The sequence below is a fragment of the Pseudomonas delhiensis genome, assembly GCF_900187975.1.
Taxonomy (GTDB): Bacteria; Pseudomonadota; Gammaproteobacteria; order Pseudomonadales; family Pseudomonadaceae; genus Pseudomonas; species Pseudomonas delhiensis.
The window spans coordinates 55,884-78,690 of the sequence record NZ_FZPC01000024.1 but is presented as its reverse complement, the minus strand read 5'-3'; the positions used below and the strand labels follow the sequence as shown (position 1 = coordinate 78,690).

Annotated in this window: 23 protein-coding genes; 3 read left to right on the top strand and 20 right to left on the bottom strand. The window is 69.5% G+C overall.

Annotated elements, in window-relative coordinates; translation table 11 throughout:
* Positions 1-142 precede the first annotated feature (142 nt).
* From CHC02_RS21310 to CHC02_RS21300, 3 genes are all read left to right on the top strand, one after another.
* Positions 143-1,531, top strand: coding sequence for an MFS transporter (locus tag CHC02_RS21310; protein WP_089393433.1), 1,389 nt, complete (start codon positions 143-145; stop codon positions 1,529-1,531).
* Positions 1,532-1,549: 18 nt separating this feature from the next.
* Positions 1,550-2,044 carry a single-stranded DNA-binding protein gene (ssb, locus tag CHC02_RS21305; protein ID WP_089393432.1) on the top strand — a complete coding sequence of 165 codons (495 nt, stop codon included), beginning with the start codon at positions 1,550-1,552 and terminating at the stop codon, positions 2,042-2,044.
* 484 nt (positions 2,045-2,528) lie between these two features.
* A complete protein-coding gene (locus CHC02_RS21300; RefSeq protein ID WP_089393431.1) occupies positions 2,529-2,726 on the top strand; it encodes a hypothetical protein in 198 nt (65 codons plus the stop codon).
* Between the two features lie 42 nt (positions 2,727-2,768).
* Here the strand turns inward: CHC02_RS21300 and CHC02_RS21295 are convergent, their stop codons facing one another.
* From CHC02_RS21295 to CHC02_RS21200, 20 genes are all read right to left on the bottom strand, one after another.
* On the bottom strand, positions 2,769-4,004 hold the full coding sequence (locus tag CHC02_RS21295; RefSeq protein WP_089393430.1) for a hypothetical protein: 1,236 nt from the start codon (positions 4,002-4,004) through the stop codon (positions 2,769-2,771).
* A gap of 354 nt (positions 4,005-4,358) precedes the next feature.
* Positions 4,359-5,315, bottom strand: a complete 957-nt coding sequence (locus tag CHC02_RS21290) for a PDR/VanB family oxidoreductase (protein WP_089393429.1) — start codon at positions 5,313-5,315, stop codon at positions 4,359-4,361.
* Positions 5,312-5,749, bottom strand: coding sequence for a RidA family protein (locus tag CHC02_RS21285; protein ID WP_089393428.1), 438 nt, complete (start codon positions 5,747-5,749; stop codon positions 5,312-5,314). The genes CHC02_RS21290 and CHC02_RS21285 overlap by 4 nt, the downstream gene beginning before the upstream one ends.
* Positions 5,746-6,777, bottom strand: coding sequence for an aromatic ring-hydroxylating oxygenase subunit alpha (locus CHC02_RS21280; RefSeq protein WP_089393427.1), 1,032 nt, complete (start codon positions 6,775-6,777; stop codon positions 5,746-5,748). The genes CHC02_RS21285 and CHC02_RS21280 overlap by 4 nt, the downstream gene beginning before the upstream one ends.
* Positions 6,778-6,796: 19 nt before the next feature.
* Entirely contained in the window at positions 6,797-7,018 is a 222-nt protein-coding gene (locus CHC02_RS21275) for a recombinase-like helix-turn-helix domain-containing protein (protein ID WP_089393426.1), read from the bottom strand.
* A gap of 1 nt (position 7,019) precedes the next feature.
* Positions 7,020-7,337, bottom strand: a complete 318-nt coding sequence (locus CHC02_RS21270) for a hypothetical protein (protein WP_089393425.1) — start codon at positions 7,335-7,337, stop codon at positions 7,020-7,022.
* A 9-nt stretch (positions 7,338-7,346) separates the two neighbouring features.
* On the bottom strand, positions 7,347-8,489 hold the full coding sequence (locus CHC02_RS21265; RefSeq protein ID WP_089393424.1) for an FAD-dependent monooxygenase: 1,143 nt from the start codon (positions 8,487-8,489) through the stop codon (positions 7,347-7,349).
* 11 nt (positions 8,490-8,500) lie between these two features.
* Positions 8,501-9,469, bottom strand: a complete 969-nt coding sequence (locus CHC02_RS21260) for a VOC family protein (RefSeq protein WP_089393423.1) — start codon at positions 9,467-9,469, stop codon at positions 8,501-8,503.
* Complete coding sequence (locus tag CHC02_RS21255) at positions 9,466-10,953, bottom strand: aldehyde dehydrogenase (RefSeq protein WP_089393422.1); 1,488 nt, start codon at positions 10,951-10,953, stop codon at positions 9,466-9,468. The genes CHC02_RS21260 and CHC02_RS21255 overlap by 4 nt, the downstream gene beginning before the upstream one ends.
* Before the next feature lie 10 nt (positions 10,954-10,963).
* The gene (locus tag CHC02_RS21250; RefSeq protein ID WP_089393421.1) at positions 10,964-11,767 is read right to left on the bottom strand and encodes an aspartate dehydrogenase; all 804 of its coding nucleotides are present in this window, start codon (positions 11,765-11,767) and stop codon (positions 10,964-10,966) included.
* A 10-nt stretch (positions 11,768-11,777) separates the two neighbouring features.
* Positions 11,778-13,460, bottom strand: a complete 1,683-nt coding sequence (locus tag CHC02_RS21245) for a thiamine pyrophosphate-binding protein (protein ID WP_089393420.1) — start codon at positions 13,458-13,460, stop codon at positions 11,778-11,780.
* Entirely contained in the window at positions 13,453-14,250 is a 798-nt protein-coding gene (locus tag CHC02_RS21240) for an SDR family oxidoreductase (RefSeq protein ID WP_089393419.1), read from the bottom strand. Before CHC02_RS21240 ends, CHC02_RS21245 begins: the two co-directional genes overlap by 8 nt.
* A complete protein-coding gene (locus CHC02_RS21235; protein ID WP_089393418.1) occupies positions 14,247-15,068 on the bottom strand; it encodes an IclR family transcriptional regulator in 822 nt (273 codons plus the stop codon). The genes CHC02_RS21240 and CHC02_RS21235 overlap by 4 nt, the downstream gene beginning before the upstream one ends.
* Positions 15,065-15,925, bottom strand: coding sequence for an alpha/beta fold hydrolase (locus tag CHC02_RS21230; protein WP_244160959.1), 861 nt, complete (start codon positions 15,923-15,925; stop codon positions 15,065-15,067). Before CHC02_RS21230 ends, CHC02_RS21235 begins: the two co-directional genes overlap by 4 nt.
* Before the next feature lie 10 nt (positions 15,926-15,935).
* Positions 15,936-16,469 carry a cupin domain-containing protein gene (locus tag CHC02_RS21225; protein ID WP_089393416.1) on the bottom strand — a complete coding sequence of 178 codons (534 nt, stop codon included), beginning with the start codon at positions 16,467-16,469 and terminating at the stop codon, positions 15,936-15,938.
* A gap of 12 nt (positions 16,470-16,481) precedes the next feature.
* A complete protein-coding gene (locus CHC02_RS21220) occupies positions 16,482-17,243 on the bottom strand; it encodes an SDR family oxidoreductase (RefSeq protein ID WP_089393415.1) in 762 nt (253 codons plus the stop codon).
* Positions 17,244-17,253: 10 nt separating this feature from the next.
* Positions 17,254-18,027: an ABC transporter permease gene (locus tag CHC02_RS21215; RefSeq protein ID WP_089393414.1), complete on the bottom strand. Its 774-nt coding sequence runs from the start codon at positions 18,025-18,027 to the stop codon at positions 17,254-17,256.
* A gap of 16 nt (positions 18,028-18,043) precedes the next feature.
* Positions 18,044-19,042: an ABC transporter substrate-binding protein gene (locus CHC02_RS21210; RefSeq protein ID WP_089393413.1), complete on the bottom strand. Its 999-nt coding sequence runs from the start codon at positions 19,040-19,042 to the stop codon at positions 18,044-18,046.
* A gap of 20 nt (positions 19,043-19,062) precedes the next feature.
* Positions 19,063-19,923, bottom strand: a complete 861-nt coding sequence (locus CHC02_RS21205; RefSeq protein WP_089393453.1) for an ABC transporter ATP-binding protein — start codon at positions 19,921-19,923, stop codon at positions 19,063-19,065.
* A 397-nt stretch (positions 19,924-20,320) separates the two neighbouring features.
* Positions 20,321-22,762, bottom strand: a complete 2,442-nt coding sequence (locus CHC02_RS21200; protein ID WP_425262409.1) for a TonB-dependent siderophore receptor — start codon at positions 22,760-22,762, stop codon at positions 20,321-20,323.
* Positions 22,763-22,807 lie beyond the last annotated feature (45 nt).

The following is a 22,807-nucleotide window of genomic DNA, read 5'->3' as shown; positions in this document are numbered from 1 at the left end:
TCTGTGCCGTCGGGCGGCAGGGCTGCTAGAATGCCCGGCTATTTTTCGGCGTCGGCGGCAGCCGGCCATCCGGGAACGGATGGGCACGCCATTGCGGGAGCAAGAAGCACAAGCCCGCTCCAGTCATTCCCCTGAGGGACTTATGCACGATACCCACACTGAGCGCATGAGTGGCACCGAAACCCGCGCGGCCGTCGGCCTTTCCCTGGTCTTCGCGTTCCGCATGCTCGGCATGTTCATGGTCCTGCCGGTCCTGGCTACCTACGGCCAGGACCTGACCGGCGCGACCCCGGCGCTGATCGGCCTGGCCATCGGCGCCTACGGCCTGACCCAGGCCATCCTGCAGATACCCCTGGGCACCCTGTCCGACCGCATCGGCCGCCGGCCGATCATCGTCGTCGGCCTGCTGGTGTTCGCCCTCGGCGCGGCCGTGGCGGCCAACGCCGACGGCATCTGGGGCGTCATCGCCGGGCGGGTGATCCAGGGCGCCGGGGCGATCTCCGCCGCGGTCATGGCCATGCTCTCCGACCTCACCCGCGAGCAGCACCGCACCAAGGCCATGGCCACCATCGGCATGAGCATCGGCGTGTCCTTCGCCGTGGCCATGGTCGCCGGCCCGGTGCTGACGCACCTGTTCGGCCTGCACGGGCTGTTCTGGTTCACCGCTGGCATGGCCCTGGTCGGCCTGCTGATCATCCTGTTCTTCGTCCCTAGCCCGGACCACCGCCTGCAGCACCGCGAATCCAGCGTGGCCGCCCAGGCGCTGATCCCGACCCTGAAGAATGCCGACCTGCTGCGCCTGGACGCCGGCATCCTGGTGCTGCACGCCATCCTCATGGCCAGCTTCGTGGCCCTGCCGCTGGCCCTGGTGGAGCGCGCCGGGCTGCCCAAGGAAGAGCACTGGTGGGTCTACCTGACCGCGCTGCTGGTGGGCTTCTTCGGCATGGTGCCGTTCATCATCTACGCCGAGAAGAAGCGCCAGATGAAGCGCGTGCTGGCCGGCGCGGTGGCCACCCTGCTGCTGTGCGAACTGTTCTTCTGGGAGTTCGGCTACAGCCTGAAGGAACTGCTGTTCGGCATCGTCGTCTACTTCACCGCCTTCAACCTGCTGGAGGCCTCGCTGCCGTCGCTGGTGAGCAAGGTGTCGCCGGCCGGCGGCAAGGGCACGGCGATGGGCGTGTACTCCACCAGCCAGTTCCTCGGCGCCGCTGTGGGCGGCATCCTCGGCGGCTGGATGTTCCAGCACGGCGGGCTGGACGGTGTGTTCATCGGCTGCGCGGCGCTGGCTGCCATCTGGCTGGCGATTGCTGTTACCATGCGCGAACCGCCGTATGTAACGAGCATCCGCCTGCCCCTGTCTGACGAGGCGCTGCGCGATGCCTCGTTGGCCGAGCGTTTCAAGGCATTGCCCGGTGTGAGCGATGTGATGGTGGTCGCCGAAGAGGCCGCCGCTTATGTCAAAGTAGATTCCCAACAAGTGGATCGCACGTCCCTCGAGCGCCTGGCAGGCGCCGAGCCGGCGACGTGCTGAAGCCTTTAGGAGAGCGTCATGGCCCGTGGGGTTAACAAAGTCATTCTGGTTGGTAACGTCGGTGGCGATCCGGAAACCCGCTACCTGCCCAACGGCAACGCGGTGACCAACGTCACCCTGGCCACCAGCGAGAGCTGGAAGGACAAGCAGACCGGCCAGCAGCAGGAACGTACCGAATGGCACCGCGTGGTGTTCTTCGGCCGCCTGGCGGAGATCGTCGCCGAGTACGTGCGCAAGGGCTCGCAGATCTACGTCGAAGGCAGCCTGCGCACCCGCAAGTGGCAGGGCCAGGACGGTCAGGACCGCTACACCACCGAGATCGTGGTGGACATCAACGGCAACATGCAACTGCTCGGCGGCCGTCCGGGCGCCGGCGGCGACGACGCCCCGCGCGCGCCGCGCGAACCCCAGCAGCGCCCGCAACAGGCCCCGCGCCCGGCCCCGCAACAGCAGGCCCCGGCCCCGCAGCCGGCCGCCGACTACGACAGCTTCGACGACGACATTCCGTTCTAAGCGTCGGACTGTTCGCAAAGAAGCCCGGCATTCCCCCAGGGGATGCCGGGCTTTTTCATGCCTGCCTGCAAAGCGTCCGCTCCTACAGGTTGACACCGAACCTTCCGCCTACGCCGGACGGCCCCCTCTCCCTTCAGGGAGAGGGTTGGGGAGAGGGGGCGGAACCAACCCCAAGCACCGTGGCCGCCGGGAAACGCCGTTCGCGAGCAAGCTCGCTCCTACGATTCCAGGAAGCACGGTCGTAGGACCTTGTCCGCGATTGGATTCACCGGCCATGCCGGACATCCCGGTGGCACGGCCAACGGCGGATAACCGCGAACGGTTATTCGCCCTACGGCATGGGAGGGCTTGGCGTAGGGCAGAGAGGGGCTCGCGTTCCCCACGCTTTTCGCAAAAAACCTTTGCTGATTCGGCTATTTCGTTAGCTGGCTAATTAAGTGAATCTGACTCCGCCTTGATGCAAGTCAAACAACGGAGAAGAACGATGAGCGTAGTTGTCACCGAGCGCGACGAAGACCACAAATCCCGCGAATTCCGCGCCCTCGGCCGGCGCTGCTGGGACGTGCACCAGCAGGGCCTGCTGGTCGGCGTGTTCTACAGCGAGCAGGAAGCCCACGCCTACCGCCAGAGCCTGGAGCAGGACGAGGCGCGGCGCCACGCCCAGGCGGCGGAGCGCTTCTGAGGGCCGGCGGGGCCAGGCGCGAGCCCGGCCCCGCCGCCCGGCTCAGAAGTAGTAGCCGATGTTCAGGTTGGTGCGGAAATACCAGTCGTTGCTGCCCGAGGAGGTGGTCGAGGTCCAGCCCGTGCCGTTCTCCGCGCCGCCCCAGGGGTTGGCGTTGCGCGCCCAGGTGAAGTCCAGCCAGACCATCACCGGCAGGGCGAAGAACTGGATGCCGGCGGTGTACATCTGCGAGTCGTCCCAGCCGCGTTTGTCCTTCCACAGCCGGCTGTAGTCGTTGTACAGCTTCACCTTCTTCACCGGCCCCAGCCAGGGCGTGGCGACGTCGTAGCCGACGTTGAGCCCGCCGATGCTGCCCTTGGCCGCGATCAGGAAGGCCGGCGTCAGGCCGTTGCCGCCCATGAGCACGGCATCGTCGCTGACGCCGCTGGGGTTCTTCGGGTCGTACTCGTAGCGGATCGCCTGGGTCGAGATCGTCCAGGGCCCGTTCTTGAATACCCCGTGGGCGCCGGCGGCCCAGAAGCTGCCGTTGTTGTCGGTGGTGGCGTTGTACAACCGCGAGGCGGCCAGCGAGGCGCCCAGCTCGTTGTGCCAGTCGCCGGCCTGGAAGCTGCGCGCCAGGCGCAGGTTGACCTGGTCGCGCTTCTCGTTGTCCTGGCGGCCGTGCAGCGCCGGGATGGCGTTGTCCTTGAGGTCCGCGTAGCGCCCGACTTCCGGGGCGTAGCGGATGCTCGAGGGCAGCATCCGCGGGTAGTAGGCGGCCTGGAAGTCCCAGTCGCTGTCCTTGTAGCCGTACTTCAGGCCGGTGCCGGTGTTGACGCCGAAGCCGAGGAAGAACGGGATGTGGTAGCTCCAACCGAACTGGGGGTAGGGCAGCAGGCCGAAGGGCCTGGCCGGGGCGCCCACCTGCAGGTCGGAGCGCTCGTCGAAGCGGTAGCCGAGGTAGGCGCGGTCCACCGCGCGCTTGTTGCGGTCCTGGAACCAGTAGCCGGCGTCGACGCTGAACCGCTCGTAGCGGCCCTGCACGTCCAGGCGGAAGGTGTCGAACAGCCAGCGCGCCGGGCGGTTGATGCTGCTGTCCCAGTCCTCGTAGCGGTAGTTGGCGCGCAGCGCGCCGCCGATGTCCAGGCTGGCGTCGCCGTCCTCGCTGCGCCAGGAAATGTGCGGGAAGGGCTTGTCCTTCATGCCCTGGCTGATGGTCGGCGCCGGGCCGGGCTCGGTGGCGAACAGCAGGGGCGTGTACGCCAGCGCGAGTGCGGCCAGCAGGGTAGGTCTCGACATGGAAGCATCACCTCGGAAAAGGCGGCCCCGGAAGTGGGTCCTGGCGGACCGCACGCAGCTTCGCGAAGGCCGGTTGTCTTGTTTCTTGTATGAATCAACGTTTCAATTTCCAGCTCGAGGAAGGGAGCAGTTTCCATGCCATGGACGAGTGGCCGTTCGCTTGAATATTTTCTTTATCTATCAATGTGTTATCTGTGAAACGCTGACGTTTTGACCACCCGTGAAACGGCCCGGAGTCGGTGTTACACGGATGCACAGGCGCGGGGCGCTGGGGCCGAATCTGGTGCGTTGGGAAACGCCGGCGGAAACGAAAACGGCAGCCATGGGCTGCCGTTTCGTGCAGGGCGGGGAGGGCTACAGGTCGAGCACCAGGCGCCGGCTGCGGCAGCCCGAGACGCAGACCATCATCGACCGGTTGGCCGCGCGCTCGGCCTTGGTCAGCACACCGTCGCGGTGGTCCACCTCGCCTTCCAGCACCTTCACCTCGCAGGAGCCGCAGACGCCTTCGCGGCAGCTGTAGTCGAGGTCGCAGCCTTGTTCCAGCAGCGCGTCCAGCAGCACCATGCCGGCCTCCATGCGCAGGTGCTTGCCGCTCTTGCGCAGTTCCACCTCGTAGCTGTCCAGCGCATCGTCCGCGGCGGCCTGCTCGACGGCGGCGAAGCGCTCGATGTGCGCGTTGGGGTAGCCCAGGGCCTCGCAGGTGCGTTCGAAGGCATCGAGCATGGGCGTGGGGCCGCAGCAGTAGAAGTGCGCGTCGGCGGGGCGGCCGGCCAGGTAGGTGGCCAGGTCCGGCGGCACGCCTTTCTCGTCGTCGAAGTGCAGCTGCAGCCGGGCGTCGAGGCTGCGCAGTTCCTCCAGCAGCGCGGCCTCGCGGCGCGAGCGGGCGCAGTAGATCAGCTCGGCGGAGCGGCCGAGGGCGAGCAACTGGCGGAACATGCAGTAGATCGGCGTGATGCCGATGCCGCCGGCCACCAGCACGCTGTGGCTGGCGCTGGCGTCCAGGGCGAAGTTGTTGCGCGGCGCCGAGATCTGCAGCTGGGTGCCGACGCGCAGGTTGTCGTGCACCCAGCGCGAGCCGCCGCGGCTGTTGCGGTCGCGCAGGATGCCGACCACGTAGCGCCCCTGGTCGCTGGGCGAGTTGAGCAGCGAGTAGCTGCGCACCAGGCCGTTGGGCAGGTGCAGGTCGATGTGCGAGCCGGCCTCGAAGGGCGGGAGGCGGGTGTCGCCCCAGGGGCGCAGTTCCACGCTCATGATGCCTTCGGCCTCGTGGCGCAGGGTGTGCACCAGCGCCGGGATGGTTGCGTTGCTCATGGCAGTACCTCGGCGGTGCGCAGATCGACGTCCAGGCGCGCGCTGGCCTCGATCTCGACGCGCAGTTCGGGGAACACCAGGCCGCTGACCTCCACCAGGGTGGAGGTGGGATAGCAGGCCTGGCCGGCGAAGAAGTCGCGGCGGGCGCGGCCGACCTCGTCCTTGGCGGCGATGTCGGTGACGTAGACGTTCAGCCGGTAGAGATTGCCGACGTGGCCGCCGGCGGCCTCGACCAGGGCCTTGCACTTGCCCAGCACCAGCAGCGTCTGCTCGTAGGCGCCCAGCGGTTCGCCGCGCTCGGCGGCCTGGCGGGTGGCGGGGTGCCCGGTCATGCCGGACATCACCACCTCGTTGCCGATGCGCAGGGCGTTGGACCAGCTGGCGCCGGCCGGCTCCGCCAGCGCCTCGGCCTTCACGCGGACGATTGCGCTCATAGCTGGCGGGCCTCGATCAGCTCCAGTTGTTCCTTGGCCTTGCTCTTGAGGTAGCGGCGGATGCGCACCACGCCCAGGTCGTGCTGGTAGAGGTTCTCGCGCTGGTTGGCGTCCGGCTCCATGTGCTCCAGCAACACCCGGTCCTGCTCCAGCACCGCCCAGTGGCGCGCCTCCAGGCGGTTCTTGTAGAGGAAGCGCCAGGTGTCGCGCTGCCAGCCGGTGAGCGGCCGGCAGCGCCAGTGGAATACCGCGCACAGCTGCGGGCTGCTGGGCGTGTAGCTGCCGACGATGGTGAAGTTGCCGCCCGGGCCGCCGGTCTTCGGGTAGGGGATTTCCAGGCGCAGCCAGTGGCAGCCGTTGTCGACGAACTCGGTCCAGTCGAAGTTCACCCCGCGCTGGCCTTCCTTCTCGAAGACGAAGCCCTGCTCGGTGTCGCGGGTGACGAACTTCGCGCTGGCCGCGCCCTCGCTCATGGAGTGGGACATCTTGTGCAGGTAGGTGCCGTGCATCGGGTCCATGACGTTGTCGATGACGTAGCGGTAGTCGCCGCGCCACTCGGTGTAGCAGATGAAGCTGCTCCATTCGGGCGAGGTCAGCTGCTCGGGCAGCACCAGTTCCGGCGGAGTCTCCAGGTGCGGGTCGGCGGCGTTGTAGAGGAAGATCGCGCCGGCCGCCTCGCGGACGTGGAACATGCGCGTCGGGCGGCTGCCCTCGAGCTTGCAGCCGGGGCTGCCGGGGACCTTGGTGACGGTGCCGTCGCAGCGCACCTCGACGCCGTGGTAGGGGCACTGCAGGCGGTCGCCCAGCACCGGTCCGAGGGACAGCGGCGCGCCGCGGTGCGGGCAGTGGTCCTCAAGGGCGTGGACGCTGCCATCGTTGTCGCGCCAGAGGGCGATCTTGTAGCCCAGGCGGCGGACGGACACCGGTTTGTCGGCCAGCAGGTGCGAGGGGAGGACGGGGAACCAGAGGTTCTTCAGGCCATTGGCCAGGATCTTCTCGACAGGATCGACGGTCAGTTGCGCGGTCATTTTTCTCGTTCCTCGCCCGTTATTCGCCCAGGCGGGCCATCAGGGTCTTGTAGGCGTCTTCGGTCCACTCGCCGGTAGTCAGCGGGCATGGCGGGCCGGCCAGGTTCAGGTGCTCCAGCAGGCTCGGCAGGTCGTGCCTGCCGGCGGCGTAGGCGCGCTCGATGGAGTCGCCCAGCAGGTCCTCGAAGGGCGTGCTCGGGCGGCTGCGCGACTGGTGCGTCTCGTTGTAGGGCTCGGTCATTTCATTGGCCTCCATTGCGGACCCGTTCGCGGATGCTTTCGCGCACCGGGACGAAGTCGTAGGTCGGGTAGCATTCGGTGCGGAACACGCCCCAGGCGGAGCGCTCCAGTTCGACGTTGACGCGCGGCAGCAGCGCCGGCGGCAGACGCAGGGTGACGATCTGGCCCAGGCCCATGGCCACGGTCCAGGAGACGATCTCCACGCCTTCGCCGGGGAAGCGTTCCCACCAGTCCATCTTTTTCATGTGGGCCTGGATGTCCTCCAGGTTCTTCGACTGGTCGTGGCGCAGCAGCACGGTGAGCAGCAGGGTTTCGCTCATGCTCGTTCCTCAGGCCGCGTGGTCGACGGGGATGGCCCAGGCGTCGTAGCCATAGACCCAGTCGGCGTTGCCGCCGGCCTTGAGCCACTGGTTGCCGCGCGAGCCGATCTGGATCTGGCTGGTGCGCTCCAGGCGGGCGTCCTGGTAGGCCTTGAGCGCCGCCGAGACGCCGGCCGGGGCGCTGACACCGGCGAGCATGCGGCCGAGCACCACGGCGTCCTCGATGGCCTGGCCGGCGCCCTGGGCCATGAACGGCATCATCGGGTGGCAGGCGTCGCCGAGCAGCACCAGGTTGTCGCGGGTCCAGTAGGGCAGCGGGTCGCGTTCGTACAGCGCGGTCTTCAGGACTTCGTCGCAGGCTTCCAGCAGGGCGCGGGCGTGCGGGTGGTAGTGGGCGTAGCTTTCGCGCAGTTCCTCGACGCTGCCCTGGGTGGTCCAGCTTTCCAGGTGCCAGCTGTCCTGGGTGGTGGTGGCGAAGATGAAGATGTCGCGGCCGCGGTTGAGCGGGAAGGTGACGATCTGGCTCTGCGGGTTGGGCCCCCACCATTTGGTGAAGGCCTGGATGTGCGGCACCTGGGCGACCTTCACCGCCGGCACCACGGCGCGGTAGGCGACCACCCCGGTGAAGCGCGGGTGTTCCTCGCCGAACAGCGCGCTGCGCACCACCGAGTGGATGCCGTCGGCGCCGATCAGCACGTCGACGCGCTCCTGGCCACCGTCGGCGAACTCGATGTGCACGCCGTCGGCCGCCTGGCGCACCGACTGCGCGCGGTGGGCGAAGCGCACGCGCTCCAGGGGGAAGGCCGCGGCCAGGGCGGCCAGCAGGTCGGCGCGGTGGATGGTCAGCTGCGGCGCGCCGTACTTGCGCTCGGCGGCGTCGGCCATTTCCAGGCGCGAGGTTTCCTCGCCGCTGTCCCAGGTGCGGCTGATGCGGTGGGTGGGGCGCGCCGCGCTGGCGCGCACCGCTTCGCCGACGCCCAGGCCATCGATGGCCTTGACCGCGTTGGGCGTGAGGTTGATGTCGGCGCCGACGCGCAGGAACGCCTTGGCCTGTTCGTAGACGATGACGTCATGCCCGGCGCGCAGCAGGGCGATGGCGGCGCACAGGCCGCCGATGCCGGCGCCGAGCACGCCGATCTTCAGCTTGGACATGGGCTTTCTCCTCAGTTCTTGTTCTTTTCGGTCAGGAATTTGCCTTGCGGACCCTCGGCGCCTTTCTGCCGCCGGGTGACACCGTCCAGGCCGCCGGCGATGGCCCATTCGGCGAACACCGTGGGGCCGGGTTCGAAGCTGCGCGGCTGCCAGTCGCCGGTCAGCTGGTCCTCGTCGGCGTAGTACTCCACCAGCGCGCCGGCGGGATTCCTGAAGTACCAGAAGAACGCCGAGGACACCGGGTGGCGGCCCGGGCCGATCTCGGTGTCCCAGCCGCAGCGGGCGATGTGCATGCCGCCGCCGAACACCTCGTTGATGTCGCGCACGGTGAAGGCGACGTGGTTCAGCCCGGCGCGCGGGGCCGGCAGCTGGAGCATGAACAGGTCGTGGTGGCCGCCTTCCTCGGCGGTGCGCAGGAAGGCCCCGCGGCCGGGGTAGCGGTCCGAGGTCTGGAAGCCGAAGGCCTCGCGGTAGAAGGCCTCGCAGGCGTTGACGTCCTTGACGAAGAACACCACGTGGCCGACCTCCACCGGGGTGGCGCGCTCGTACACCGGGCTGGGCTTGTTGATCCGCGCCTTGCTGTTCCAGGTGTTGTGCGCGCCGCACTCCTCCAGCACCAGTTCGCGCTTGCGGGTGACCTGCAGGCGGATCGCCAGGCCGTTGGGGTCGGTGCAGCCGATGCGCCCGCCGCCCTCGACGAAGTCCGGCGCCGCGGCGATGCGGCTGGCGTAGCGCGCCAGGTCGTCGGCGCTTTCGACGCCCCAGACCACCTCGCGCACCGTCGAGCCGGGCTCGATGGCCGGCGGCAGGCCGGGCTTGTCCAGGGCGGCGAGCACCACGCGGCAGCCGTTGAGGGTTTCGAAGACCACTTCATCGGGCTGCTCGCCGACCAGGGCCAGGCCCCAGTCCTCGAAGAAGCGCCGGCAGCGCGGCAGGTCTTCCACGCCGTAGGTGATCTCGTCGATGCCAAGTACGCTCATGCTGTCGCTCCGGCCCAGGCGATGGGCTGCTGGTTGAGGCCCCAGTACAGGGCTTTCTGCTCCATGTACTGGAGGATGCCCAGGCGGCCTTTCTCACGGCCCAGGCCACTGTCGTTCCAGCCACCGAAGGGGGTGGCGATGGAGAACTGCTTGTAGGTGTTGATCCACACGGTGCCGGCCTGCACCGCGCGGCCCAGGCGCCAGGCGCGCTGGAAGTCGCGGCTCCAGATGCCGGCGGCGAGGGCATAGACGCTGTCGTTGGCCTGCTCGACGAGCTGGCGCTCGTCGTCGAAGGGCAGGGCCACCAGCACCGGGCCGAACACCTCTTCCTGGCACAGGCGCGCGCCGTTGCGCAGGCCATCAATGATGGTCGGGGTGTAGTACCAGCCGCGCTCGTACGCCTTGCCTTCCGGGCAGCGGCCGCCGGCGAGCAGGCGCCCGCCCTCGGACAGGCCGAGGTCGACGTAGCGCTCGACGCTTTCGCGGTGGCGCTCGCTGATCAGCGGCCCCATCTGCGTAGCCTCGTCGGCCGGGTCGCCGATGCGCAGGCGCTCGGCGCCTTCGACCAGGCGTTGCAGGAAGGGTTCGTACAGCGGCCGGGCGACGAACAGCCGCGAGCCGGCGATGCAGGATTCCCCCGAGCTGCTGAAGATGCCGTAGAGCACCCCGGCCACCGCGTGGTCGAGGTCGGCGTCTTCGAGGACGATGGTCGGCGACTTGCCGCCCAGCTCCATGGACACCGGCATCATCTTGTCCGCGGCGATGCGCGCGATGTGCTTGCCGGTGCGGGTGCCGCCGGTGAAGGACACGCGCTTGACCAGCGGGTGGCGGGTGATGGCGTCGCCGATCAGCGAGCCCTTGCCCGGCAGCACGCTGAGCAGCCCGGCCGGCACCCCGGCCTGGATGCACAGGCGCGCCAGGGCCAGGGCCGCCAGCGGGGTGATCTCCGCCGGCTTGATCAGCACCGCATTGCCGGCGGCCAGGGCCGGCGCCAGCTTCTGCGCCTCGGAGGCGATCGGCGAGTTCCACGGGGTGATGGCGGCGACCACGCCCATGGGCTCGTACAGGCTCATGCTCAGGTAGTCGCCACGCGAGGGGGTGATGCTTTCCTCCAGTGTCTCGCAGGCCGCGGCGAAGAACTGGAAGGTGGCGGCGGCGCTGGCGACCAGGGCGCGGGTCTCGCGGATCGGCTTGCCGTTGTCCAGGCGCTGCAGTTGCGCCAGTGCCTCGGCGTGCTCGCGGATCAGCTGCGCCACGCGGTACAGCACCGCGGCGCGTTCGTGGGGCTTGCGCTGCGCCCAGCCGCTGTGGAGGAAGGCGCGCTGGGCGCCCTGGATGGCTTCCTCCACGTCGGCCAGGCCGGCGGCGTGCAGGCGCGCGACCACCGAGCCGTCGGCCGGGTAGTGGCTGGCGTAGAGGTCGCCGCTGCCCAGGCGCCACTGGCCGGCGATGCAGATGGGTTGGATGGCGTCGAGATCGAGCATGGCGCTGTCCTCAGATGGAAACGGCGTGGGCGTGGTTGCCCAGCGCGCGGACGATGCTGAGCACGGTCAGCATCGAGGTCTTGGGGTTGGCCGCCAGCGGCTTGCCGCGCAGCGTCATCTCGAATTCGCCGAAGGCGCCGCGGGCCTGGTAGTGGTGCACGTTCTCCTCGCTGGTGGGGTCGGCGATCAGGCGCACGCGGGTGGCGTCCAGGCCCAGGCCGGCCAGCGACAGGGTGGCGGCGACGTTGGCGTTCTTCGGGTAGCGCGAGGAGGCCTCGCGGGCGCTGCCTTCGAAGATCACCGTGGGTTCGGTGAGGCCGTCGAGGTCGAAGCGCTCGTCGGCCGGCGTGCCCTTCCAGGCGCGGCTCGGCTTGCGTCCGCTGTAGACCACCGAGTCCAGCCCGGCGACCCGGGCCGCGGCCAGCGCGTCGATGCCGCCGATGGCCCCGGAGAGCAGTTCCACCCGGGTGCCGCCACGCCGCGCGGCGTCTTCCAGGCGCGCGGCCAGGCCGTCCTCGGAGAGCGCGCCGATGGACACCAGCAGGCACGGGATGCCGCGTTCCAGGGCCGGGATCACGTGTTCGGCCAGGGCCGCGTGGCCGGCGCATTCCACCAGCAGGTCGGGGCGCCGGGCGTAGTCCAGCGCCTCGCCGACGCGGGCCTGGGCGGCGATGCCGGCCAGGCGCTGGCGCGCCTGGTCGAGGTGGCCGGCGGGGACCACCACCTGGTCGAGCGCCAGGTCGCGGTCGTCCTTGAGCAGTTCCAGCACGCTGAGGCCGATGGCGCCGCAGCCGATCATGGCGATGTGCAGCATGGCAGGGTCCTCAGGCCGTGGCCTTCTGGTGGCGGGTTTCCATGTTCGGCGGGCCGGCGAAGGCCTTGGCGAAGTTGCCCACCGCGCACATGTCCACTTCCAGCAGGAAGGGGCCGTCGCTGGCCTGGGCGCTTTCCAGCACGCCGGCGAAGTCCTTGAGGTCGTTGATGCGCGCGTGGCGCAGGCCCACGGACTCGGCCAGGCGCGCGTAGTCCGGGGTGTGCAGGTCGACGTAGCAGTGTCGGCCGCCGTACACGGCGTCCTGGATGTTGCGGATCACGCCGTAGCGCTGGTCGTTCATCAGCAGGATCACCACCTTGGCCTTTTCCTGCACCAGGGTGGCGATCTCGCCCAGGTTGAGGATGAAGCCGCCGTCGCCGCAGAGGGCGAAGACCTTGCGCTGCGGGGCGTTCTCCGCCGCCGCGATGGCCGCGCCTATGCCCATGGCCAGGCCCTGGCCGATGCCGCCGCCGAGGGCGTGGATGCCGGCCTGGGGGTGGAACAGGTGGATCAGGCGGTTGCCCCAGATGCTGTTGGACAGGGTCACGTCGCGCACCCAGGTGAAGTCGCGGCCGGTCATGCCCTGCAGCTGTTCGACCATCGAGGCGTAGGGGCCCAGCTCGTCCATCAGTTGTGCGCGGGAGCGTTCGCGAATCCCGCGCAGTTCGTCGCGGAAGCCGGGCTCGACCTGCAGCCGCCCCTCCAGGCGGTCGGCCAGGCCGGCGAGGGCCAGCGCCGAGTCGCCGCAGATGAACAGCTCGCTGTTGTAGCAGCGGCCCTCGATGGCCGGGTTGGCGTCGATGCGGTAGGTCACCTGGGGCAGCTTCAGGGCGTACTTGAAGGTCTCGTTGCTGCGCAGCCGCGAACCGGCCACCAGCAGTGCGTCGCAGCCCTGCAGGAAGGCTTCCACCTGTTTGTTCTGGGAGAAGGCGCCGAGGCAGCGCGGGTCGTCCTCGTTGACCACGCCGCGGCCCTGGGTCGAGGTGATGACACCGATGCCCAGGTCCATCAGGCGCTTCACCTCGCGCCCGGCGTGGCGGGCGCCGCCGCCGAGCCAGAGCATCGGCCGCCGTGCGCCGGCCAGGCGCTCGGCGACGCGGTCCAGGGCCTCGGCGGTGGGCACGGCGACCGGCACCGGCAGCGGCGCCAGGTCTTCGGGCATGGGGATATGGGCGGACTGGATGTCGATCGGGATCTCCACGCTGACCGGCCCGGCCGGCGCGCTCAGGGCGGTCTGCACGGCGAGCTTGAGGGTGCTCAGGGCGGTCTCGGCGCTGCGCACGCGGAAGGCCGCCTTGGACACCGCCTTGAGCATGGCCAACTGGTCGCGGGCCTCGTGGATGTAGGCCAGGTCCTGGTCCAGGTAGGGCGTCTCGATCTGCCCGGTCAGGTGCAGCAGCGGGGTGCCGGCGGTGAGCGCCTCGACCAGGGCGCCGGCGGCATTGCCGGCGGCGGTGCCGGTGGAGGTCAGGCACACGCCCAGGCTGCCGTTGGCGCGGGCATAGGCGTCGGCCATGTTGGTGGCGCCGGCCTCGCCGCGGGCCATCACGAAGCGGAGGTTGCCGCGGCTGGCGAAGGCATCGAGGATCGGCATGTTGTGGATCGAGATCACCCCGAAGGCGGCCTTGACCCCGCACTGCTCGAGGAAGGCGGCGACGACGGCGCCCACGGTGACCGGGTTTTCGTTACGCATGGCGGGACAGGCCTCCGGATACATCGATGTGGCTGCCGGTGGTGTAGGCCGACAGCGGTGAAACGAGGAACAGCAGGGCATTGGCGGCTTCGCGCGGCAGGCCCAGGCGGCCGAGGGGAATCTGCTTCTGGCGGGCCAGTTGCGCGGTCCACTGCGCCCAGTCCTGCTCGCGCTGCTCGCGGGCCTCGAAGCGCCGGCGCCACTGGCCGGACTCCACCAGGCCGATGAGGATGCCGTTGACGCGGATGCCCTTGGGCGCGAACTCGCAGGCCAGCGAGCGCACCAGGTTCTTCAGCCCGGCGCGGGCCGCCGAGGTGCAGACCATGTGCGGCTCCGGCTGGCTGGCGAGCAGCGAGTTGGTGCAGACGATGGCGGCGTCGGGCTGGCCTTCCAGTTGTTCGAGGAAGGCGCGCACCGGGTGGATCACCGAGAAGAACTTCAGCTCCAGTTCCTCGCGCCAGGCTTCGTCGCTGGTCTGCGCGAAGGTGGAGACGCGGCCCTGCCCGGCGTTGCACACCAGCATGCTGGCGGCGCCCAGCTGTGCCTGGCAGCGCGCGGCGAAGCCGCGCACCTGGCCGGCGTCGAGCACGTCGCAGGTGGCGGCCAGCAGGCGCGCCTCGGGGAAGCGCTGGCGCAGCCCGGCCTCGGCCTGTGCCAGGCGCTCGCCGTCGCGGCCGCAGAAGGCCACTGCGGCGCCGGCTTCCAGCAGCAGTTCGACGGTGGCCAGGCCGATGCCGGAGCTGCCGCCGGTGACCACGGCGACGCGGCCGCTGAGGTCGCACAGGCTCATGGGTGGACCCTCTGCAGCGACAGCACGTTGGGGTTGGGCATGTGCCCGAGCAGGCCGGAGAGTTCCTCGGCGCTGTTGCGCACCTGGCGCACCAGCGGCTCCAGCAGGTGCTCGGCGATGCGCGTGGCGGGGATGGTCACGCCCATGGCGGCGCAGACCCGCCCGGTGTGGTCGCGCACCGGCGCGGCGACGGTGGAGATGCTCGCCTCGAAGAAGCCTTCGCTGAGGGCGTAGCCGCGCAGGCGGTCGTTCTGCACCAGGTCGAAGAGTTCCTCGGCGTTGCGCGGGGTGCCCTCGGAGAAGCGTTCCAGCTGTTTCTCCGGGTACAGCTCGCGCAGCGCGGCGAGGTCCAGGTCCTCCAGGAGGATGCGCCCGAGCACCGTGGCGTGGGCCGGCAGGCGGGTGCCGACGTTGACCGCGCTGGTGAGGATCGACGGCGGCGAGATCTTCGCCACGTAGACGATGTTGCGCCCGTCGCGTACCACCAGGTTGCAGGAGTAGCCGATGGCGTCGCACAGGCGCCGCAGGATCGGCTGGCCCAGCTCGGTGAGTTCCAGCGAGGCCAGGTACTCGAAGCCCAGGCGCAGCACCGCCATGCCCAGGCGGTATTCGTTGCCGCTGCGGGTGACGAAGCCCAGGGCCTCGAGGGTGGCCAGCAGGCGGAAGATGGTGGTGCGCGGCAACTGCAGGCGGCGCGCCAGCTCCGGGGCGGTGAGGGTGCGGTCGTGGCGGGTGAACTCGCCCAGCAGCGTCAGGCCGCGCTCCAGCCCCGGAACCATGTAGCGTTCCTGGGGTTCGTTGAGGGTGTCGGTACTCATGGTTTCAGTCCTTGGCAGTGCTCGAGAAGCCGGGCAAGCAGCCCGGCCAGGGCTTCGGGGCATTCGATGGGGCTGGCGTGGCCGGCCCCGGGTATGAGCTGGAAGGGCGCCGCCAGCGCTTCGGCGACTTCGCGGCAGGCGGCGGGCGGGGTGATGCCGTCCTCGCTGCCGCACAGCACCTCGCTGGGCACGGGCGGGCGGCCCAGGCGCAGCAGGTCGTCGCCGCACAGCAGCTCCACCGCCTGGCGGTAGCCGTGGGGCCTGAGCCGCGCCATGTTCCAGCGCACCCAGGCCAGCGCCGCGGCGCCCGGGTTGGCGCCGAGCATGGCCGGCGCGCGGCGCTCGGCGAGGCCGGCGATGCCTTCGCTGGCCAGCCCGGCGAGGCGCCGGCTGCGTACCGCCTCGCCTTCGCCCGGGCGTGCGCCGTAGCCGCGCGCGGGGCTGAGCAGCACCAGGCGGGCCACGCGCTGCGGCTCGGCATTGGCCAGGGCCAGGGCGGCCATCGCGCCCAGGGAATGGCCGAGCAGCAGGCAACGCCGCACACCCAGCGCATCCAGCAGTTCGCGCAGGCGGCCCATGTAGGCCTCCGCCCGCGGCGCGGCCTCGGCCAGCGGCGTCGACTCGCCGTAGCCGGGGGCGTCCCAGGCGATGATCCGCGCGCGGTCCTTCAGGCGTTGCGCCAGCGGCAGCCAGGAGGCCGCGCCGGAGCCGATGCCATGCAGCAGCACCAGCGCCGGTGCGTCGGTTGCGCCGGCCTCGCGCACAGCGGCGACGGTTTCGCCGTGGCGCACCAGGCGCTGCGGGAAGTCGCGTTCCAGGTCGGCCTGCCAGGCGGCCGCCGCGGTCATCGCCGTCATCGTCCGGCCCTCAGCGCTTGATGCTGGCCAGCGGATGCTGCGGCGGGTAGGTCGGGGTGACCGGCTTCTTCGCCCCGAGCATCACGCACATCAGCGCGTCCTCGTCGCCGATGTTGATTTCCTCGCGGTACACGCCCGGCGGCACCGAGATCACGTCGCGGTCGCCGAGGATGGTCTCGAAGCGCTCGCCGTCCTTTTCCAGGATCACCTTGAGCTTGCCGCGCAGCACGAAGAAGACCTCCTCGACGTCGACGTGCAGGTGCGGCGGCCCCTCATGGCCGGCCGGGATGACCATGGTGGAAAAGGTGAAGTGCTCGGACGGGATGGTGTTGTTGTCGGCGCTGACGCCGGTGCCGCCGGTGCCGATGTAGCGCATCTGCGCGCGGCGGTACTTGGGGTCGTAGTCGGCCTGGAACTTCAGCGCGTTCCAGTCGTACTGGCGGGTGGAATAGCGGGCGATGCGCGAGTTGCACCACTGCTCGAAGCTGGCGCCTTCGGGGCGGTCCCAGGTGCGGGGCTGTTGTTGCGCGTTGAGATCGGTCATCGGTTTTTCTCCTCAGAGCATGACGAACCCGCCGTTGACCGGCAGGGTCTGGCCAGTGACGAAGCGGGACAGGTCGGACAGGGCGAAGAGCACGGCGCCGGTCACGTCCGCCGGCAGCTGCGCTCGGGAAATGGCGCGCTGCCGGCGGTACAGCGCGTGGCGCTCGGCGGGGACGTAGGCGGTGGCCTCGACCTCCACCAGGCCGGGGGCGATGGCGTTGACGGTGATGCCGTCGGCGCCCAGCTCCCGCGCCAGGCTGCGGGTCATGGCGATGAGCGCGCCCTTGCTGGCGGTGTAGGCGAGCAGGTTGGGGGCGCCCCACAGCGGGGTGTCGGAGGCCAGGTTGACGACGGCGCCACGGCCGCTTTCGCGCAGCGCCGGCAGGCAGGCGTTGGTCATCAGCCAGGTGCCGCGCACGTTGACCTGCATGACCAGGTCCCAGGTGGCGATGTCCAGCGCTTGCGCGGGCTTGCCGCCGGAGTGGGTCACCGCGGCGTTGTTGACCAGGCCGTCGAGGCCGCCGAGGCGTTCCACGGCCCGGGCCACGCAGGTGGAAATGGATTGCGGCTCGCGCAGGTCGAGGGCCAGGCCGTCGACCGCGAGGCCCTGTTCGCGCAGGCCGGCGGCGGCCGCCTGGACCTCGGCGTCGCGGACGTCGGCGATCGCCACCCGGGCGCCGGCCCGTGCCGCGGCCTCGGCGAAGGCCAGGCCGAGGCCGCCAGCGCCGCCGGTGATGAGGATGCGGCGGCCTTGCAGGAGGGTATCGGTGCTCATGTTCGCGTCCTCAGGCCGTGGCCAGGTTGGCCTTGGGCAGGTAGTGGAGGACGCGCTTCTCGGCCCAGACCACGGCGGCATAGGCGAGCACGCCGATGACGGTCAGCGCGACTATGGTGACGAACACCCCGGCGGTGTTGCCCTGGCCCTCGGCGTCCACCAGCAGGAAGCCCAGGCCCTTGTTGCCGCCCACCAGCTCGCCGACGGTGACGCCGATGACCGCCAGGGTGGAGGCGATGCGCAGGCCGGAGAACAGGGCGCTCATGGCCGAGGGGAACTCCACCAGGCGGAACAGCTGCCAGCGGGTGGCGCTGAGGGCGCGCACCAGGTTGATCATGTCCGGGTCGACGGTGCGGATCGCCGAGAGCACGTTGATCATCACCGGGAAGAACACGATGAGGATGGCGATGAGGATCTTCGGGTACACGGTGTAGCCCAGCCACATCACGAACAGTGGGGCGAAGGCCACCTTGGGGGCGATCTGCAGCGCCAGGATGTAGGGCGAGAGCATGGCCTCGGCGGCCGGCGACAGGCCCAGGGCGACGCCGATGACGATGCCCAGCAGGGCGCCCAGGGCGAAGCCGACGATGATCTCCAGGGTGGTGATCAGGGTGTGCTCCAGCAGGTTGCCGGTCTGCCACATGGCCACCGCTTCCTGGGCCACGCGGGTGAGGTTGGGCAGGACGAACTCGGGCATGCCGAGCAGGCCGGGGCCCCATTGCCAGAGGGCGAGGAACAGCACCAGCAGCACCAGGCTGCCGGCGCTCGAACGGGAAAGCGTCATGTCGGACTCCGGGGGATCACTGTTGCGCCAGGCGGGCGGCGTTGGCCTCGACGAAGCGGTTGGTGTAGAGCTCGGCCAGCGGGGTGGCGCGCGGCACTATCTTCTCCTCGACGTAGAAGCGGGCGACGCTGGCCAGGCGCTGCTCGTCGATCTGCCCGGGGACCGCCTGGCCCGGGTACACGTGCTCGTCGTAGAGCTGGAAGATGCGCTCCAGCGAGGCTTCCTTGCCCTTGTAGGCCGGTACCGCGGCGGCGAAGGTGGCGGCGGCGCCCCTGGGGTCGGCCATGATGTCGGCCATGCCCCTGAGGGTGGCGCTGACCACGCCCTGGACCACCTCCGGGTGGTTGGCGATGGCGTCGTCGGAGGCGAGGATGGCCTGGGCCATGCTCTCGAACACCTGGTCCTGGGGCAGCAGCTTCGCCTCCAATCCGGCGTCCTCGGCGTTGACCACCCAGTCCGGCACCCCGGCCATGGCCTGGGCCTTGCCGGCGGAGAACAGCTGCCAGACGCCGGCCGGGCCGGCGGCCTGGATGTCCACGTCGTCGCGCCCCAGGCCGGCCTTGCGCAGCGAGGCGAGCAGGGCGTAGTAGGTGGTGTCGGAGTAGGACATCACCGTCATGGTCTTGCCCTTGAGCGCCTTCACCGAGTCGATGCCGCTGTCGCCACGGGCCGCCAGCAGGGTCACGCCGCCGCCGCCGAGCACCGCCACGGCCTTCACCGGCACGCCGTTGGCGCGCACCACGATGGGCGTGTCGCCGATGGCGCCGCCGACCAGGGCGTTGCCCGAGCCGATCTGCTTGGCCACGTCGACGCCGCCCTTGCCGGCGAGGAAGGTCACCTTGAGGTTCTCCCGGGCGTAGTAGCCCTTCTGCTGGGCGATGATCCAGGGCGCGAAGGCCGGCGAGCTGGGCGGCGCCGGCAGCAGGTAGGTGACTTCGGTGGGTGCGGCGCTGGCACCGAAGGCACAGAGGGCGAGCAGCGGCCCGGCGAGGCGGGAGAGCAGGGTCTTGCGCATGAGTGGGTCCTCGTGCGGGGTCAGTGGAGGGGGTCGTCGCCGACTTTCAGCAGGTCCATCAGGCGCCCGACCAGGGGGCCGGCGCCGGGCAGCTTGCGGCGTTCCAGGGGGTTGTCGCGGTGCGGCAGGTCGACCTCGATTTCCTCGATGATGTTGCCGGGGCGGGCGCTCATGACCAGGATGCGGTCGGAGAGGGCGATGGCTTCCATCAGGTCGTGGGTGATGAACAGCGCGGTCTTGCGCTGCTCGTAAAGCGTCTGCGCCAGGTCCTGCTGGAGGATCATCTTGGTCTGGGCGTCGAGGGCCGAGAACGGCTCGTCGAGGAACAGCACCTGCGGGTCGATGGCCAGGGTGCGGGCCAGGGCCGCGCGCTGGCGCATGCCGCCGGAGAGCTGGAACGGGTAGTGGTCGCCGAAGCCGGCCAGGTGGCACTTCTCGATCAGCCGCTCGGCCACCGGCCGCCGCCGCGCCGCCGGCACGCCCTGGATCTCCAGGCCCAGCTCGACGTTGCGGCGGATGCTGCGCCAGGGCATCAGCAGGTCCTTCTGCAGCATGAAGGCGACCTTGGCCACCGGCTTGACGACGCGCTCGCCGCCGACGAACACGGCGCCCTCGCTGGGCGTGTAGAGCCCGCTGCCCATGTTCAGCAGGGTGCTCTTGCCGCAGCCGGACGGGCCGATGATGGACACCACCTCGCCCTTGCGGATGCTGAAGTTGAGCCCGCGCACGGCGAAGGGCGCATCGCGCTCGCCCTTCTTGGGGAAGCACTTGCCGACGTTCTCGAAGACGATCTCCACGTCGGCCGGCCGCGCACCTTCCCGGGCCTGCAAGGCGGGGTTTCCCGGTTCGACGACGGCGTACAGCTCTTGGGTGGCAGCCATGTAATTCATCTCACCTTGTTTCATATACGGTGCGTTGATTTATGCATGAACAATGCCACGTGATTTTTCTTTCGAAGAGTTTTGTTTATTCCTTATTAATCAAATAGTTGTGCGTTCCCGGTGTGAAACGCCCGCTTGTTTCACCTGTGGAATGGTTTTTACGCAGCATTGGGAAATTTCTGCACAGCGAGGTAGCAGATCGGCTGCGGGTGCTACCTATCAGTGCGCCATCAGGGGACGCGGGGGAAAGGCGAGGGATTGGCGGGAGAGGCGGCTGGTGACGCGAGGGGATTTTGCAGGAGCGAGCTTGCTCGCGAACCGCTCCCGCAGCGGGGCCCGTTCGCGAGCAAGCTCGCTCCTGCAGGGAATGCCTGCCCGCGGGGCGGGCGGCGTGGGGTCAGAACTGGTAGTTGACCGTGGCGGTGACGTTGCGCTTCTCGCCGAAGTAGCAGTAGTCGAGGTTGTAGCAGGAGGCCACGTAGTCCTTGTCCAGCAGGTTGTTGGCGTTGAGGCTGACGTCCAGGCCCTTCATGCCGAGCTTGCCGAGGTCGTAGCCGATGCGGGCGTCGACCAGGGTGTAGTCGGGCACGCGCAGGGTGTTTTCCTTGTCCGCCCAGGTCTCGCCGACGTAGCGGGCGCCGCTGCCGATGCTCAGGCCGTCCAGCGGGCCGGCGTCGAAGGCGTAGTCGGCCCAGATGGAGGCCATGTGCTTGGGCGCCTGGTTCGGGGTGTGGCCCTGGTTGCCGTCCAGCGACTTGGTGTAGGTGATGTCGGTGTAGGTGTAGCTGCCGAGCACCTTGAGGTTCCGCGTCGCCTGGATGTGCGCTTCCAGTTCCAGGCCCTGGGAGCGGATCTCGCCCACCGAGGTGTAGAAGTTGTCCTGCGGCTCCTTGGTCGCCACGTTCTCCTGGGTGATGTGGAACAGCGAGGCGGTGTACAGGCTGGCGCTGCCCGGCGGCTGGTACTTCAGGCCCAGTTCCCACTGCTTGCCCTCGGTGGGCGCCAGCGGGGTGCCGTCCTGGTCGGAGTAGGCGTTGGGGTTGAACGACTCGGAGTAGCTGACGTAGGGCGCCACGCCGTTGTCGAACAGGTAGAGCACGCCGGCGCGGCCGGTGAATTTCTTCCAGTCGTCGTCGGCCTTGCTGCCGGTGCTGCGGTTCTTGTCTTCCACCGTCACCCAGTCCTGGCGCATGCCCAGGGAGAAGCGCCAGTTGTCCAGGTCGATCAGGTCCTGGGCGTAGACGCCGGTCTGTTCCAGGCGGCGGGTGTGGTTGTCGTCCGGGTAGTAGCTGATGGCGCTGTCGCCGTACACCGGGTCGAAGGCGTCGATGGGCGCCACCGAGCCCGAGGACCAGTCCACCGAGGTGTGCCGGCGCTGGTAGTCCAGGCCCATCAGCAGGGTGTGGCGGGCCGCGCCGGTGGCGAATTCGGCCTGGGCCATGTTGTCGATGATGTAGGCCTCCAGGCGCTCGCGGGCGCCGGAGAAGTAGCGGGTCAGCTCGTTGCTGTCCGGCGCGGTCCAGCCGTAGCCGTAGACCTGCGCCAGGCTCACGTCGGACTGCAGGTAGCGGAAGTTCTGCCGCGCCGACCAGGTGTCGTCGATGCGGTGCTCCAACTGGTAGCCGAACATGCGCTGGGTGCGGTCGAAGTCGTCGACGTCGGGTTCGCCGTCGAAGAACTCGCGGTCGATCTTGCGGCCGTTGTGGTGGTACAGCGCGCCGTCGGCCGGCACGCCGCTGTGGTAGCCGCCGTTGGGGTCGTGCTGCAGGTAGCCCTGGAGGGTCAGGGTGGTGTCGTCGCTGAAGTCGATGGCCAGGCTCGGGGCGATGGCGTAGCGCTCTTCCTTGGTGTGGTCGAACTGGGTGTCGGCGCCCTTGCCCAGGCCAACCAGGCGGTAGGCGATGCGCTTCTCGTCGTCCAGCGGGCCGCTGAAGTCGAAGCCCAGTTCCTTCTGCTGCATGTTGCCGACGCTGGCGGTGACCTGGTGGTAGTCCTCGTACAGCGGCTTCTTGCTGGTCAGCGCCACCAGGCCGCCGGGCAGGCTGCGGCCGTAGAGCACCGAGGACGGGCCCTTGAGCACGTCGATGCGTTCGAGGAAGTACGGGTCGATCTGCATCGAGCTGAAGGTGCCGCTGTCGCCCATGGCCTTGAGGCCGTCCAGGTAGATGTTGTCCACGCTGTTGTCGGCGAAGCCGCGCATGACGATGTAGTCGTAGCGGTTGGAGGCGCCGACCTGGCCGGTGAAGATGCCCGGGGTGTAGCGGATGGCCTGCTGCACGGTCTTCGAGCCCTGGTCGTCGATCTGCTCGCGGGTCACCACCGAGACGCTCTGGCTGGTTTCCAGCAGGGCCTTGGAGGTCTTGGTGGCGATCTGGCTATGGGTAGCCAGGTAGCCGTCCTCGCTGCCCAGCGCGTTGCCCAGGGCGAACACGCTGGTGGCGGGCAGGGCCAGGGCGTCCTTGGGCCCGGCGGCACGCAGCACGTAGCTGCCGTCGCCCTGGTCCTCGGCCTGCAGCGGGGTGTCGGCGAGCAGGCGGGTCAGGCCCTGGTCCACCGAGTAGGTGCCGTTGAGGCCCTCGGACTGCAGGCCGGCGGTCTGCTGCGGGGTGGTGGAGAGGGTGATGCCGGCTTCGCGGGCGAAGCTGTTGAGCACCTCGCCCAGGGGGCCGGCGGGGATGGCGTAGGCGCGGCTGCGGGTGATGCCGGCGGCGTCGGCGGCCAAGCCGGTCAGGGGCAGGGCGCTACCCAGGGCGGCGCAGAGCAGGGCACCGCGCACGGCGGTGGCGAGGCGGCTGGCGGGGGAGTTCGGGGCGGATGATCGAGCCGGGACTGCACGCATGGAGAGGTATCCGTCAGGGCGAGGAATGGGAGGGTTTATCTCCAT

Excerpts from the sequence above, each read along its gene's own strand:
- CHC02_RS21310 (WP_089393433.1), top strand. The coding sequence starts at position 143 with ATGCACGATACCCACACTGAGCGCATGAGTGGCACCGAAACCCGCGCG.
- ssb (WP_089393432.1), top strand. The coding sequence starts at position 1,550 with ATGGCCCGTGGGGTTAACAAAGTCATTCTGGTTGGTAACGTCGGTGGC.
- CHC02_RS21300 (WP_089393431.1), top strand. The coding sequence starts at position 2,529 with ATGAGCGTAGTTGTCACCGAGCGCGACGAAGACCACAAATCCCGCGAA.
- CHC02_RS21295 (WP_089393430.1), bottom strand. The coding sequence starts at position 4,004 with ATGTCGAGACCTACCCTGCTGGCCGCACTCGCGCTGGCGTACACGCCC.
- CHC02_RS21290 (WP_089393429.1), bottom strand. The coding sequence starts at position 5,315 with ATGAGCAACGCAACCATCCCGGCGCTGGTGCACACCCTGCGCCACGAG.
- CHC02_RS21285 (WP_089393428.1), bottom strand. The coding sequence starts at position 5,749 with ATGAGCGCAATCGTCCGCGTGAAGGCCGAGGCGCTGGCGGAGCCGGCC.
- CHC02_RS21280 (WP_089393427.1), bottom strand. The coding sequence starts at position 6,777 with ATGACCGCGCAACTGACCGTCGATCCTGTCGAGAAGATCCTGGCCAAT.
- CHC02_RS21275 (WP_089393426.1), bottom strand. The coding sequence starts at position 7,018 with ATGACCGAGCCCTACAACGAGACGCACCAGTCGCGCAGCCGCCCGAGC.
- CHC02_RS21270 (WP_089393425.1), bottom strand. The coding sequence starts at position 7,337 with ATGAGCGAAACCCTGCTGCTCACCGTGCTGCTGCGCCACGACCAGTCG.
- CHC02_RS21265 (WP_089393424.1), bottom strand. The coding sequence starts at position 8,489 with ATGTCCAAGCTGAAGATCGGCGTGCTCGGCGCCGGCATCGGCGGCCTG.
- CHC02_RS21260 (WP_089393423.1), bottom strand. The coding sequence starts at position 9,469 with ATGAGCGTACTTGGCATCGACGAGATCACCTACGGCGTGGAAGACCTG.
- CHC02_RS21255 (WP_089393422.1), bottom strand. The coding sequence starts at position 10,953 with ATGCTCGATCTCGACGCCATCCAACCCATCTGCATCGCCGGCCAGTGG.
- CHC02_RS21250 (WP_089393421.1), bottom strand. The coding sequence starts at position 11,767 with ATGCTGCACATCGCCATGATCGGCTGCGGCGCCATCGGCCTCAGCGTG.
- CHC02_RS21245 (WP_089393420.1), bottom strand. The coding sequence starts at position 13,460 with ATGCGTAACGAAAACCCGGTCACCGTGGGCGCCGTCGTCGCCGCCTTC.
- CHC02_RS21240 (WP_089393419.1), bottom strand. The coding sequence starts at position 14,250 with ATGAGCCTGTGCGACCTCAGCGGCCGCGTCGCCGTGGTCACCGGCGGC.
- CHC02_RS21235 (WP_089393418.1), bottom strand. The coding sequence starts at position 15,068 with ATGAGTACCGACACCCTCAACGAACCCCAGGAACGCTACATGGTTCCG.
- CHC02_RS21230 (WP_244160959.1), bottom strand. The coding sequence starts at position 15,925 with ATGACGGCGATGACCGCGGCGGCCGCCTGGCAGGCCGACCTGGAACGC.
- CHC02_RS21225 (WP_089393416.1), bottom strand. The coding sequence starts at position 16,469 with ATGACCGATCTCAACGCGCAACAACAGCCCCGCACCTGGGACCGCCCC.
- CHC02_RS21220 (WP_089393415.1), bottom strand. The coding sequence starts at position 17,243 with ATGAGCACCGATACCCTCCTGCAAGGCCGCCGCATCCTCATCACCGGC.
- CHC02_RS21215 (WP_089393414.1), bottom strand. The coding sequence starts at position 18,027 with ATGACGCTTTCCCGTTCGAGCGCCGGCAGCCTGGTGCTGCTGGTGCTG.
- CHC02_RS21210 (WP_089393413.1), bottom strand. The coding sequence starts at position 19,042 with ATGCGCAAGACCCTGCTCTCCCGCCTCGCCGGGCCGCTGCTCGCCCTC.
- CHC02_RS21205 (WP_089393453.1), bottom strand. The coding sequence starts at position 19,923 with ATGGCTGCCACCCAAGAGCTGTACGCCGTCGTCGAACCGGGAAACCCC.
- CHC02_RS21200 (WP_425262409.1), bottom strand. The coding sequence starts at position 22,762 with ATGCGTGCAGTCCCGGCTCGATCATCCGCCCCGAACTCCCCCGCCAGC.